Genomic DNA, 13,683 nt, shown 5'->3' with positions numbered 1-13,683 from the left:
GTAGATGGTTATTCTTACTTGCTGTTTGAATTATATCAAAAACTGAAGGCGGTTGAAACCGCTACCGACTTATCCCCGTGTCTAAAGCCAGGGGCCCGGCGGGCTCGTTCTTCGGTCAACCAGTAGCCATTAACTCTAGCCCTAATACTCCTTAATAATATTATTTATCAATAAATTTAGAGGTATTCCTTTAGCTGCTATTTTCGCTAACGAGAAGCCCAATTCCGATCAAGCGCCAAAAACACTCATCATCGTGATATAACGATTTTTTTTCCTACAGATTTACATACCTGAACTCCAATCAGTGAAAATTTTTCTCAAATACCCCTTGACGAAACTACTAAAATTGTTGATTATCTATATCAATAACCTGCGATCGCTGAAAACTCCCCTGGCATCTTTCTCAAGAGGTAAATCGCCGTGACCAGCATGGCAAAAAAATCCTTCCCAGCCGAAGGAAAATCATTTCCCTGGTGGGTCGGCAAAGCCCGCTTAATCAACCTTTCGGGCCGTTTGCTAGGTACCCACGTCGCCCATGCCGGCCTCATCGTCTTCTGGGCGGGAGTCTCTACCCTATTAAAGCTTTCCCGCTTAAACCCCGAATTACCCATGTACGAACAAGGCTTAATCCTATTGCCAAACCTAGCCAGACTCGGCTTGGGCGGGGGTGCGGGAGGCAAAATTGTCGATACTATCCGTACTTCGCCCTTAGGGCGATTCACCTCTTTCTCGGCTTCGGCGGCATCTTTTACTCCCTCAAAGGGCCAGCCACCCTCGAAGCAAGAACTTTTTTCTTTGGCTACACATGGAAAGACGCAGACAAAATGACCACCATCTTGGGCATCCGCCTAGTTTTGCTGGGTGTCGCTACCTTCTTGTTGGTGGCCAAAGCTATGTATTTAGGTGGTTTATGACTGTTTTTTTCTAATATTTATGTATCGCCACTTTGATTATTTTTGTGGAGTCTGTCCGTAACATTGCCGCAAGGAGCGCATCAAATCAAGCGCTTGTATCCAATTCCTTGTTATGGGGATTTTTTTACTAAGGACTACCGCCACACATTTACAGTGCGCCCGTGCGTTGCTTGTACTAAAGATGCGATGGTTGCACTGACTTTGAACCTAAAACTGGTTTTGCCAATGCTTATCAGCAAAATTGCTATAAACTTCACAAAAATTACGCACAAATACCGAAAACCACTTTTTCACTTCCACTTTTAGTAAGGGGGATAGGTGGCTATCAGATTACCCTGGACTAAAGGGGGAGTTCAAAATTAGATATATTCTCACGGAAAATACACTTTAGGAGAATCTAAAAAATAGCACGAATAAATAACAGATAATCCCCTAGAATCCTCGTTCAACTTTTTTATTTTTTCCGACATGAATTTATACAGTGCTAACTCACTCAAAGTCGAACTAAACCAGAGAGGCTGCCGCCTGACTCCCCAGCGAGAAACTATTTTGAGTGTCTTTCAAAATCTACCGCAAGGCAATCATTTAAGTGCGGAAGAATTATACAAGACATTGCAGAATAAAGGAGAACGAATTGGCTTGTCTACTGTCTACCGAACGCTGCATTTATTAGCAAGGATAGGAATTTTGCGTGAACTAGAATTAGCAGAAGGACACAAACATTACGAACTGAATTTTCCCGAATTGCACCACCACCACCATCTGGTTTGCATTCAGTGTCACAAAACCTTTGAATTTAGCGATGAATCCATTTTAAAAATTGGCAAAAAGCAAGTTGAAAAAGCTGGGGTAGAACTGCTAGACTGTCAGTTAACTGTGCGTGCGGTTTGTTTGGAAGCGCTACGGGACGGATGGCCTTCTTTGGTACCCAGCAATTGGTTGTGTCCCAGATATCATTCAGAAACTGATGAGGAAATTAGTTGATTTGGATGAAATACACTTCGGTAATTGGTAATTGGTAATTTGTGCTTTTTTCTTCGTTATGAGCTGTTAGTTATTAGCACCTACAAATAACCAATGACAACTGACAACTGACAACTGACTGCTGACTGCTGACTGCACTTTTGCAATCAAGCAACCTCAGAATCGCAACGTTGGTGTTCCATCCGAAATATGTTAGCGTACAAACTAGCAACAATCTGTTTGCCTTCCTGAGTCAACTGCAAGTAACCGAGAGATTCACTGATGTGAGGATAAATGCCGCTCCAGTAAAACTTAGAGTAGCTTTGCAGCAAGTCGCCCGGATGTCGGTAGCCCAAAAGTTTAGTAGCACCGCTTTCTTCCAACTCGTAAAACAACGCGCCAATTTTCTGCAAATATTGCGGGTTGCTGAGCTGACCTATCAAGTCAGCACCGCGAACTAAACTAGAGTAATTAACTGCCTCCTCGTCAGTGTTGCCGTCAAAAACCGAGAAACGAGTCTGTTCTATGTTCTGCTTAATTATCTCAGCATTAATTAGCTTGTGGTTGCCGAAGCGCTCGTCAATGAACAATTTAGCTCGGTCAACTCGGTAAGGAGCTAAGCTAGCCGCTGTTGCACCGGGAGCAAGTGCAATTCTCATGCCATCTTTTCCCGTAGCATACAATCCTTCGGATTCTTGGTCTTGTCGGCAAACTCCTTTGACATATCCGATGTCTTGGCACAGCAAAGAAATGATGAAGTGCAGCCAATCTTCGCAGGAAACTCCGCCCTGGCGAATGTGTTTTCCCCGCAAGATTTCTTGACCGACTAAGCTAATGCAAATGGCGTGTTCTACATTGTGATAAAGAGCGTCGCTGTTAGCGATGTTTTCTAACGCCATTGCGCCCACCCAGGCAATAATGTCAGCATAGTCTGATTTGTAGCCTCCGTAAGTGCGGCTGTACCCGTTCTGAAGTTGTTGGATGAAAGCCTCGATCAGCAGTTCTGTAGAATTAAACATACCGTGTCCTTTTACCTTAATATTTCCTTTTAAGAGCGGTGCATCTATGGGGGAGTCCTCTAATTTTATGGATGAGATTTTAGTTCACAACTCCTGCACCCCGCGTGCGTTGTGCTCTGTGGGCGGCAAATGGGTGGCAATCTCACAACTCAGTGACGCAGCTACGCCCGGGGAGTCACGAAGCAATCTCGCGCCCTGACTCAAAACTCCCAAGCAACTCAGTCCGTCACTGACACCCATCCCCGCCGTACTGCATACAGCAGCCTGCTGACAATTTTTCGATCGTCTGAACTTTTTAAACTGTGAGAATTAATTGCGTATTGAATGTGCTGGAACACAGTCCGATCGATCTTACCGGATTTCCAAATATTCAAGTAAAGTTCGGAAATTTTATATTCAGGAATATAAGCTTTAGTTGTCATCTGCCGTCAACTCAATGTATATTTCTTATTGTGCGGCAATTTTAGATAACTTTATGTGATGTAGATCGGCTATACACTGTGATGCGATCGCAGGCTGGAGTTGGACTAACTAGCCCCAAAATTTACTAAACTTAGTCATACTTAACTTGACTGATTAACATTGTGGGCGGTATGATTAAACCAATGCCTAAAAAAGGCTTAAGCATCTGGTTTGTAAACCACAGCGCATGTCAAAACTGACCAGCCTGTAAAAAGGTCGAACGGGAGTCCGCGTTTCGTTAAATTGGTTGAAAATAGTGGATGACTCATGGCTAAAAGCTTCAACTAAAATTAACTCAATTAGGGTGTTGCTCCGCCCGAATTAACGCCTGTGGACAAGTTGCGAGCCGACTCCCTTGGGTGAAGATCCGAAGCAGACCCTTCAGGAGCAATCCTGATTGAATGGTAAGAATTAAATAAGTTTAGCCAAGTTTTGTGTAGCAGTTAAGGCGCCTCTCCTCACAATGGTAATTCGATCGAAAAAGCGCGATATGGCGATCGTCATAAATTTTGGTGACGGCTGTGAAAATCATCATAGTTGCGCCTAAATTATAGGATGTCACATACCATTCTCCCGTTGCGCTCGCCCCCGGACAACTTGCAGCAAGGAAGGAAGTTCGATCGCGGATCGCGCAAATTTCTTGCCAAAGAAACTCGCGTCGTGTACAATACAGAGTCTGGTATCCTCACTTACCCATAATTATTTTCATTCATCCCGTCCCCCCAGAGGGGAAGGGACTTTCAGTGCGGATACAGCCAAATCACTATATTCAGCAAAAAGCTAGAAATGCCGTAACTCATGCCCACTATTCAGCAACTCATCCGTTCAGCACGGGAACAAACGCAGAAAAAAACCAAATCGCCAGCTCTCAAGAGTTGCCCGCAGCGCCGCGGAGTTTGCACCAGAGTGTACACGACCACCCCGAAAAAACCCAACTCGGCGCTGCGGAAGGTGGCTCGGGTGCGGCTGACATCTGGTTTTGAAGTCACCGCCTACATCCCAGGGATCGGTCACAACTTGCAAGAACACTCGGTAGTAATGATCCGGGGCGGTCGGGTAAAAGATCTGCCCGGAGTTAGATACCACATCATTCGGGGTACATTAGACACCGCTGGGGTGAAAGACCGCAAGCAGGGTCGTTCCAAATACGGGGCCAAGCGTCCTAAAGAGAAAAAATAACACGGAACTCGCCCGATCGTCGGGGCTGGGAAGCAAAAATAAATCCGATCGCGCCGATCAATTGCACGCTCGATCGTCATAAATCGAGATGTGAGCCCAAAACCCCAAACTCAATCATTCAAAATCAAAAATCCCAAATAGAACTATGTCTCGCCGCACAGTTATTCAAAAACGTCCAGTTCCACCAGATCCAACCTACAACAGCCGGTTGGTAAGCATGATGGTGAGACGGATCATGCAGCACGGCAAAAAATCCGTTGCCTCCAGCATCGTCTACGACGCCCTCAAAACAATCCAAGAACGCACAGGGGCTGAACCGTTAGACTTGTTTGAAAAAGCAGTCAAAAACGCAACACCCCTGGTCGAAGTCAAAGCCCGCCGGGTAGGTGGCGCCACCTACCAAGTGCCGATGGAAGTGCGTTCCGATCGCGGTACCACCCTCGCCCTCCGCTGGCTGATCAGATTTGCCCGCGCCCGCACCGGCCGCTCAATGGCCGCCAAGCTAGCCAACGAACTGATGGATGCAGCTAACGAAACAGGGAGTGCTATTCGCAAGCGCGAAGAAACTCACCGTATGGCTGAAGCTAACAAGGCTTTTGCTCACTACCGCTACTAACTGCAACAACGGGCATGGAGAAGAGCGCGATCGTTCGGTATAAAAGCATCGGGTGAGAAATTGGAAAGTGTAAGTTTTGAGTGTTGAGATTGCTTCTCTTGGCGCAGTTGCGATTCGTGAAGCAAACTCAAAATTCACGCACTCAAAATTCACGCACTCTCTGAATCCTCCATGTCGCATCCTTAATATTTTTGTAAACAAATCTTGCAAAAAATATTAAAATGTAACAATAAGCTCCTGAGACTTTTGTAAGTCGCTGGGGAGTGCAAAATAGGGTTACTGTGTAGTATAATAGTATTATAACAGCAACACAAGATTAAGGAGGTAGCTGTGGCACGTACCGTCCCGCTAGAAAAAACTCGCAACATCGGCATCGCAGCCCACATAGACGCGGGCAAAACAACAACAACTGAAAGAATTCTGTTCTATTCAGGCATGGTTCACAAAATGGGTGAAGTGCACGAGGGAACAGCAGTCACTGACTGGATGGAGCAAGAGCGGGAGCGGGGAATTACGATTACTGCCGCTGCTATCACCACCAGTTGGAAAGATTACAAAATCAACATCATCGACACTCCCGGACACGTAGACTTCACGATCGAAGTCGAACGCTCGATGCGAGTGCTCGACGGAGTGATCGCAGTGTTCTGCTCGGTAGGGGGAGTGCAGCCGCAATCCGAAACAGTTTGGCGACAAGCCGATAGGTACAAAGTACCGAGGATCGTGTTCGTCAACAAAATGGATCGGATGGGGGCAAACTTCTACAAAGTCTACGGCCAAATTCGCGATCGAATGAGAGCGAACGCCGTACCCATCCAAATCCCGATCGGCAGTGAAGAAAACTTCCGGGGAATTGTAGACTTAGTGCAAATGAAAGCCTATATCTACAACAACGACACGGGAACTGACATCGCGGAAGTAGAAATCCCCGATGAAGTAAAGGATCTAGCCGTAGAATACCGCACCAAGCTGATCGAGTCGGTAGCAGAAACCAACGACGCCCTCACCGAGAAATACCTTGAAGGCGAAGAGTTAACGGAAGACGAAATCCGCTTGGCCCTGCGTCACGGCACTGTCGAAGGTACGATCGTCCCCATGTTGTGCGGTTCGGCATTCAAAAACAAAGGCGTTCAGTTGTTATTGGATGCAGTCATCGACTATCTGCCGTCGCCCTTGGAAGTTCCTCCAATTCAAGGACTCCTGCCCAACGGCGACACAGCCGAGCGGTTTGCCGACGACAACGCCCCGCTGTCAGCCCTGGCCTTCAAAATCATGGCAGACCCCTACGGTCGCCTGACCTTTGTTCGCGTCTACTCCGGTATCCTCAAAAAAGGCACCTACGTCCAGAACTCCACCAAAGACAAAAAAGAGCGGGTTTCTCGCCTAATTGTACTCAAAGCGGACGATCGGATAGAAGTTGAGGAACTCCGAGCCGGAGACTTGGGAGCAGCCTTGGGTTTGAAAGACACCTTCACCGGCGACACCCTCTGCGAAGAAGGAGCGCCAGTGATTCTGGAATCTCTGTTTATTCCAGAGCCAGTCATCTCGGTGGCTGTCGAACCCAAAACCAAACAAGATATGGAGAAGCTCTCCAAAGCCCTCCAGTCGCTCTCGGAAGAAGACCCCACCTTCCGAGTCAACGTTGACCCAGAAACCAACCAGACAGTCATCGCCGGTATGGGCGAACTGCACCTGGAAATCCTGGTTGACAGGATGCTGCGGGAATTCAAAGTAGAAGCGAACGTGGGTCAGCCACAAGTAGCCTACCGCGAAACCATTCGCAAAGCCGTCCGCGCCGAAGGTAAATTTATCCGCCAAAGCGGTGGTAAAGGTCAGTACGGTCACGTCGTGATCGAACTAGAACCCACCGAAGTCGGAAGCGGCTTTGAATTTGTCTCCAAAATTGTTGGTGGCACTGTACCCAAAGAGTACATCGGCCCTGCAGAACAAGGGATGAAAGAAGCGTGCGAATCAGGTATTGTAGCAGGATATCCCGTGATTGACCTCAAAGCTACTATGGTAGACGGGTCTTTCCACGACGTAGACTCCTCAGAAATGGCATTTAAGATCGCCGGTTCAATGGCGATCAAAGAAGCCGTGATGAAGGCGTCGCCAGTGCTGCTAGAGCCTATGATGAAAGTAGAGGTTGAAGTTCCCGAAGATTACATCGGGAACGTCATCGGAGACCTCAACTCGCGTCGGGGTCAGATCGAAGGTCAAGAGACGGATCAGGGGATAGCCAAAGTTTCTGTAAAAGTTCCACTAGCAGAAATGTTTGGTTACGCCACCGACATCCGCTCGAAAACCCAAGGTCGAGGCATCTTCACAATGGAATTCAGCCATTACGAAGAAGTGCCGCGAAACGTGGCTGAAGCCATTATCGCTAAGAACAAAGGGAACTAATGATTTTGGATTTTAGATTTTGGATTTTGGATTGAATCCAAAGTCTAGAATCTAAAATCTCAAGTCTAAAATCGCTAAAAGAAACAAGGAACAGATCAAGAATGGCACGCGCAAAATTTGAACGGAATAAACCCCACGTAAACATCGGCACGATCGGTCACGTTGACCACGGCAAAACAACTTTGACCGCCGCGATTACGATGACTCTCTCTGCACTAGGTCAAGCAAAGGCTAAGAACTACGCCGACATCGACGCTGCGCCTGAAGAAAAAGCACGGGGTATTACGATTAATACTGCCCACGTGGAATACGAAACCACAGGTCGGCACTATGCCCACGTAGATTGCCCCGGACACGCTGACTATGTGAAAAACATGATCACCGGTGCTGCTCAAATGGACGGCGGCATCCTAGTAGTGTCAGCGGCAGACGGCCCCATGCCTCAAACTCGCGAACACATCCTGCTAGCTAAGCAAGTTGGCGTTCCCAGCCTGGTTGTCTTCTTGAACAAAGAAGACATGGTGGATGATGCTGAACTGTTGGAATTGGTAGAACTGGAAGTTCGCGAACTTTTGAGTTCTTACGATTTTCCTGGTGATGACATCCCCATCGTCACAGGTTCGGGATTGAAAGCTCTCGAAGCGATGCTTGCTAATCCCAAGACTGTCAAGGGCGAAAATGAGTGGGTTGACAAAATCTACAAGCTGATGGAAGAAGTAGATTCTTACATCCCCACACCAGAACGCGAAGTTGACAAGCCTTTCTTGATGGCAGTTGAAGACGTATTCTCGATTACTGGTCGGGGTACTGTTGCTACTGGTCGGATTGAGCGCGGCACAATCAAAGTCGGCGAAACAGTAGAAGTGGTTGGCATTAAGGACACTCGCAGCACTACGGTGACTGGTGTGGAAATGTTCACCAAGTCGTTGGATGAAGGCTTGGCAGGCGACAACGTGGGTCTACTGCTGCGGGGGATTTTAAAGGCGGATATTGAAAGAGGCATGGTAATTGCCAAGCCCAAATCCATCAGTCCTCATACTCAGTTTGAATCTGAAGTGTACATCCTGAAGAAGGAAGAAGGTGGTCGGCACACGCCCTTTTTCTCTGGATATCGCCCTCAATTCTACGTTCGTACCACTGACGTGACCGGCACGATCAACCAGTTCACCGCTGATGACGGTAGTGAAGCAGAAATGGTGATGCCCGGTGACCGGATCAAAATGACTGTTGAGTTGATTCACCCGATCGCGATCGAACAAGGAATGCGCTTCGCTATCCGCGAAGGCGGCCGCACCGTCGGCGCCGGCGTTGTTTCCAAAATCCTCAAGTAGGACTCCGATAACAGCTTAAGTAGCAGAAAAGCCGCCAAATGTCAATAGGCTTTTCTGCTATTTAGTGAGTAGTGAGTAGTTATAGGTTAGTGGCTAGTTGTTAGTAGTTATGGGTTAAATGTTCAATAACAAATAACAAATGACTAATGACTAATGACTAATGACTAATGACTAATGGCTAAAAATAAACTGAACCTCGAAAATTCAAGAAACAAAAATGGCAACAATTCAACAACAAAAAATTCGCATCCGCCTCAAAGCTTTCGATCGCCGAATTCTAGACGCATCCTGCGAAAAGATTGTAGATACAGCAAATCGGACAGCAGCCATAGCGATCGGCCCGATTCCCCTACCGACAAAACGACGGATTTACTGCTTGCTGCGATCGCCCCACGTAGACAAAGATTCTCGCGAACACTTTGAAACCCGCACGCACCGCCGCATCATCGACATTCAGCAGCCATCGGCCAAAACAATTGACGCTTTGATGAAACTGGATTTGCCAGCCGGCGTAGATATCGAAGTCAAGCTATAGATTGAGGGCTGGGAAAATAACAAAAAAAGGAACAAGGGAAAAATACTTTGTTCCTTTTTTTTCATTCCCGGACGCAAGGATAGTCAGAAACAAGTTTTAAAGTTGAGAATACGATCGAGGTGTTGTAAGCTGCGTTGATGGTAATGCTATGGTTGATAAGATTCTTTGCTTTTTGGAGAAATTTGCTATGATAGTTTAAGCGATCGCTATTCGATATTTCTTCAATTACCAGCTATGAACATTCAGTTGGTTGACTCCTTAATTCAAGTCATTGAATCGCTGACACCTGAAGAGAGTTTGTTGTTCCAAGAAAAACTTTCCGCTAGGGCGATTCAGAGTACACCTGGAGTCTGTGGAGGAAATGCCCGGATTCGCAACACCCGCATTCCTGTTTGGACACTCGTTTCGCTTCACCAACAGGGGGCCCATGAGGCTGAGTTACTTCGGAATTATCCAGTCTTGGACGATCGCGATCTAGAAAATGCTTGGCGTTATTACGATCGCCACCGCGAAGAAATCGATCGTATTATTATTTCTCATCAAACCGATGATTGAAAGGGTAAGATGGATAAAGTTTAAGAAAACCAGTTTTCTATCGGCAAATCTTGAAAGTTTGCATAATCAGCAACATTTCGTGTTACCAGAATCAGATTATTGACTTTAGCGATCGCTGCTATTTGTCCATCAGCATAAGACCGTGTAAGACCGATCGGGATGAGTCTTGCTCGTTAAGAAAGCGAACCACTCAGCCACTTCTTTAGTGTAGGGCAAAATCGGTAATTTTCTTTTCACTTCTTCCTGAAGATAGGCTTCGATCGCGCGGCGCATAGAATCTGGCATTCGATAACAGCCTAACAGAACTTCGTGCCAAACGTTCGAGGCAATCGCCACAGTTGATTTTGCCTCAATTAGTTTAGCCATCACATTGGCATTCGGAATAGGACGAACAGGCGGGCGAGATAATGTTAGTATCGAGTAAATAACGCAGAGTCATTCAAAGATGACCTCGCGCCCTGCCAAAGTTCGATCGCGAATTTCTCCCCAAATTTCATCAGGATTTAAACCCAGTTCATGCAGTTGATATTTTTCTCGAAATGCACCAAGAGATTCTCCAAAGCTAAGTTCGAGATGCTGCGACTGTTTGCGGCGTTGAATGTATTCGCGCAAGGCAATTTCCACTAGGGTTTCCAGGGAAATATTTCGTTCTAGTTCGATCGCCTCTTGCAGCAGCGCCGTATCCACATTCAGGCTTGTCACCATTGGCTTTCCTCTTTTAACTGCTCTTTTATTATAATAGTAATGCTTAGGCAAGAAACCGGGTTTTTACGAGCATACTTCGTTACAGCCGAGAAAACTCCAAAAAACCCGGTTTCTTAGATCGCCCTTCCTCGCACCAGATCCCAGAAACCGGGTTTTTGCCATCATACTTCGTCACAGCCGAGAAAACTCCAAAAAACCCGGTTTCTTAGATGGCGATGCGCGCGCAATTCCCCACCAAACTAAAAATACTGTCACAATAAAATGAAGACTAGCGAGAGATAAAGGGCATGACGCGAGAGGAGTTGTTGCAGTTAATCGATCAAGTCGCCTCCCAGAACCAGACAGAATTGGATTTGTCGGGGCTGGACTTGGAGGAATTGCCACCGGAGATTGGCAAGTGCACGCAGCTTGAGACGTTGGTGTTGGGGAAGGTGGAGAAAGGGGAATGGGTTGATGGTAAATTGACTCCGAAACTAATCACCAATCACTTAAGCGCACTGCCAGAGGAATTACGATCGCTCGTAAATTTGCGCTCGATCGACCTCAGTGGCAATCCATTCGGAAAAATGCCAGAATTGCTGCTGGAGATGAAGCAATTAGAGAGTTTAAATTTAAACAGCATTGGTTTAAAAGAAATTCCAAAAGAGCTCGGCAAACTGTCCAATCTTAGAGAGCTTAACCTCCGTTACAATCAAATAATACAAATCCCAGAAGTGCTTGGCAAACTGTCGAATCTGACACTGCTTCACCTCTTTAACAATCAGATCGCTCAAATCCCACAAGCGCTCGCTCAATTATCCAATCTGACAGAGCTTTACCTCGGTTACAATCAGATTACCCAAATCCCCCAAGCGCTCGCCCAACTATCCAATCTGACACAGCTTGTCCTCTGGCACAATCAGATTACCCAAATCCCAGAAGCGCTCGCCCAACTATCGAATCTGACACAGCTTGTCCTCTGGCACAATCAGATTACCCAAATCCCAGAAGCGCTCGCCCAACTGTCGAATTTGACACAGCTTGTCCTCAGTCATAATCAAATAACACAACTCCCAGATGCGCTCGGTCAATTGTCGAATCTGACAGAGCTTGTCCTCAATCACAATCAAATAACACAACTCCCAGATGCGCTCGGTCAATTGTCGAATCTGACAGAGCTTAACCTCAGTCACAATCAAATAACACAAATTCCAGAGGCGCTCGGCAAACTGTCGAAGGTGACACAACTTGTCCTCCATAACAATCAGATCGCCCAAATTCCTGAAGCGCTCGGCAAACTATCCAATCTGACACAGCTTTACCTCAGCAGCAATCAGATCGCCCAACTCCCAGATGCGATCGGTCAACTATCTCATCTGACACAGCTTTACCTCTTTAACAATCAGATCGCCCAAATATCAGATGCGATCTGCCAACTATCCAATTTGACACACCTTGACTTCAGAAGCAATCAGATCGCCCAAATCCCAGAGGCGCTCGGCCAACTGTCCAATCTGACACACCTTGATCTTAGAAGAAATCAGATTACCCAAATCCCAGATGCCATCTGGCAACTGTCCAATCTGACACACCTTGACCTGATTAACAATCAGATTACATCCATCCCAGAAGCCATCGGCAGCATGGAGAAGCTGGAAAAACTGGATTTGCGAGGTAATCCGATACCAATTCCGCTGGAAATATTGGGCGGAAAACAATCATCTCAACCTGGCGATATACGTGCCATTCTCGATTTCTACTTCCAAACTCGCGACCCCAATGCTACCGAAGAACTCAACGAAGCCAAACTTTTGATTGTCGGCGAAGGCGAAGCGGGCAAAACCACCCTAGCAAACAAACTCCTCAACCCCAACTACGAACTCAAAGAACGAGAACCCTCCACCGAAGGCATTGATGTGATGCGCTGGGAATTCCCACAACCCAACGGCAAACCTTTCCGCGTTCACCTCTGGGACTTTGGCGGACAGGAAATCTACCACGCCACCCACCAATTTTTCCTCACCAAACGTTCTGTGTATGTCCTCCTCGTCGATAACCGCCGCCAAAACCCCAACCTCTGCTACTGGCTGAGTATGATCGAACTCCTCAGCGACGGCAGTCCCGTCTTCCTCGTCCAAAACGAAAAACAAGACATCCGCTGCGAAATTAACCTCTCCCAACAGCGGGGGGACTTTCGCAACCTAGAAAAAGATTTCGCTACCAATCTCAAAACCAATCGGGGACTTGAAGCCCTCCAACGGGCCCTGCAAAACCGCATCGCCACCCTCGAACACATCAATACGCCCATCCCCAAACGCTGGGCAAACGTCCGCTATGTTGTGGAAAACTATTCCCAACGCCAAACCCATATCGAAGTCAGTGAATTTTTCAATATCTGCGCCGGCCAAGGCTTCAACAAGTCCGATAAACCCGCCATGTTGAGTCTCAGTAAATACCTCCACGACTTGGGTATCATCCTCCACTTCCAAAAAGACCCCATCCTCAAAAATGTAGTTATCCTGCTACACAAATACTAGACAAGTCTCGACATTTGCTTCTTACTTCATCGGGAGCATGGGAGCGGTTATCCCTCAGTAAGCTTTCACGGTTTAGCCAACCGCGATAACATAATTGCTGCGTTTAAATCTCTGTCCATCGAATGACCACAACTTCCACAGTTATAAGTCCTTTCTTTGAGTGGCATATCTTGGATGTGTCCACAGTTTGAACAGGTCTTGCTCGACGGGAACCATCGGTCGGCAACGATTATTTCACAGCCAAACTTTTTAGCCTTGTACTCTAACTGGCGTTTGAATTCATGGAATCCACAATCAGCTATTACTTGAGCTAGTTTATAATTGGCCAACATCCCGGAAACGTTCAAATTTTCTACTACTATTTTTGCGTGGTTTTTGCATAAGTAAGTAGTGATTTGATGCCGAGTATTTTTTCTAAGATTTGCTACCTTAGCGTGATGCTTTGCTAATTGAATTTTGGCTTTGTATCTATTCTCGGAACCCTT

General features: G+C 46.7%; 14 protein-coding genes and 1 pseudogene. 10 read left to right on the top strand and 5 right to left on the bottom strand.

The genetic code is table 11. The annotated features are described in order from the left end of the window. Positions 1–429 precede the first annotated feature (429 nt). Positions 430–914 (top strand): annotated as a pseudogene (locus tag QUB35_RS36115) (hypothetical protein). Between the two features lie 468 nt (positions 915–1,382). Beyond that, positions 1,383–1,898, top strand: coding sequence for a transcriptional repressor (locus QUB35_RS36110; protein WP_333147450.1), 516 nt, complete (start codon positions 1,383–1,385; stop codon positions 1,896–1,898). A 146-nt stretch (positions 1,899–2,044) separates the two neighbouring features. Here QUB35_RS36110 and QUB35_RS36105 read toward each other — a convergent pair whose 3' ends face one another. Continuing rightward, complete coding sequence (locus tag QUB35_RS36105) at positions 2,045–2,896, bottom strand: Npun_R2479 family HD domain-containing metalloprotein (protein ID WP_333147448.1); 852 nt, start codon at positions 2,894–2,896, stop codon at positions 2,045–2,047. 218 nt (positions 2,897–3,114) lie between these two features. After that, the gene (locus QUB35_RS36100) at positions 3,115–3,318 is read right to left on the bottom strand and encodes a hypothetical protein (RefSeq protein WP_333147446.1); all 204 of its coding nucleotides are present in this window, start codon (positions 3,316–3,318) and stop codon (positions 3,115–3,117) included. Positions 3,319–3,913: 595 nt separating this feature from the next. Between QUB35_RS36100 and QUB35_RS36095 the strand changes: the two genes are divergently transcribed. The 7 genes from QUB35_RS36095 to QUB35_RS36065 all read left to right on the top strand — a co-directional run bounded on the left by QUB35_RS36095 (position 3,914) and on the right by QUB35_RS36065 (position 9,977). Beyond that, positions 3,914–4,057: a hypothetical protein gene (locus QUB35_RS36095; protein ID WP_333147444.1), complete on the top strand. Its 144-nt coding sequence runs from the start codon at positions 3,914–3,916 to the stop codon at positions 4,055–4,057. A 99-nt stretch (positions 4,058–4,156) separates the two neighbouring features. Next, positions 4,157–4,537, top strand: coding sequence for a 30S ribosomal protein S12 (gene rpsL, locus QUB35_RS36090; RefSeq protein WP_006632197.1), 381 nt, complete (start codon positions 4,157–4,159; stop codon positions 4,535–4,537). 145 nt (positions 4,538–4,682) lie between these two features. Further along, the gene (gene rpsG, locus QUB35_RS36085) at positions 4,683–5,153 is read left to right on the top strand and encodes a 30S ribosomal protein S7 (protein WP_006632196.1); all 471 of its coding nucleotides are present in this window, start codon (positions 4,683–4,685) and stop codon (positions 5,151–5,153) included. Between the two features lie 330 nt (positions 5,154–5,483). Next, positions 5,484–7,556, top strand: a complete 2,073-nt coding sequence (gene fusA / locus QUB35_RS36080; RefSeq protein WP_333147442.1) for an elongation factor G — start codon at positions 5,484–5,486, stop codon at positions 7,554–7,556. Between the two features lie 101 nt (positions 7,557–7,657). Further along, positions 7,658–8,887 (top strand): elongation factor Tu, encoded by a 1,230-nt coding sequence (gene tuf, locus QUB35_RS36075; RefSeq protein ID WP_333147440.1) that lies wholly within the window; start codon positions 7,658–7,660, stop codon positions 8,885–8,887. Positions 8,888–9,104: 217 nt separating this feature from the next. After that, positions 9,105–9,422 (top strand): 30S ribosomal protein S10, encoded by a 318-nt coding sequence (gene rpsJ / locus QUB35_RS36070; protein ID WP_445251358.1) that lies wholly within the window; start codon positions 9,105–9,107, stop codon positions 9,420–9,422. Positions 9,423–9,656: 234 nt separating this feature from the next. Further along, complete coding sequence (locus tag QUB35_RS36065) at positions 9,657–9,977, top strand: DUF433 domain-containing protein (RefSeq protein ID WP_333147438.1); 321 nt, start codon at positions 9,657–9,659, stop codon at positions 9,975–9,977. 129 nt (positions 9,978–10,106) lie between these two features. Here QUB35_RS36065 and QUB35_RS36060 read toward each other — a convergent pair whose 3' ends face one another. Next, positions 10,107–10,343, bottom strand: a complete 237-nt coding sequence (locus QUB35_RS36060) for a hypothetical protein (RefSeq protein WP_333147436.1) — start codon at positions 10,341–10,343, stop codon at positions 10,107–10,109. Between the two features lie 69 nt (positions 10,344–10,412). Beyond that, positions 10,413–10,682, bottom strand: a complete 270-nt coding sequence (locus tag QUB35_RS36055) for a type II toxin-antitoxin system VapB family antitoxin (RefSeq protein ID WP_333147434.1) — start codon at positions 10,680–10,682, stop codon at positions 10,413–10,415. A gap of 287 nt (positions 10,683–10,969) precedes the next feature. Here QUB35_RS36055 and QUB35_RS36050 point away from each other — a divergent pair, with 287 nt between their 5' ends. Beyond that, positions 10,970–13,198, top strand: coding sequence for a leucine-rich repeat domain-containing protein (locus QUB35_RS36050; RefSeq protein ID WP_333147432.1), 2,229 nt, complete (start codon positions 10,970–10,972; stop codon positions 13,196–13,198). A 65-nt stretch (positions 13,199–13,263) separates the two neighbouring features. Here QUB35_RS36050 and QUB35_RS36045 read toward each other — a convergent pair. After that, positions 13,264–13,683: RNA-guided endonuclease TnpB family protein (locus QUB35_RS36045; protein ID WP_333147430.1), on the bottom strand; the 420-nt coding region annotated here is incomplete at its 5' end.

It is taken from the genome of Microcoleus sp. B13-B6, assembly GCF_036705405.1.
Classification (GTDB): domain Bacteria; phylum Cyanobacteriota; class Cyanobacteriia; order Cyanobacteriales; family Microcoleaceae; genus Microcoleus.
This window is presented reverse-complemented; position numbering and strand designations above follow the sequence as displayed.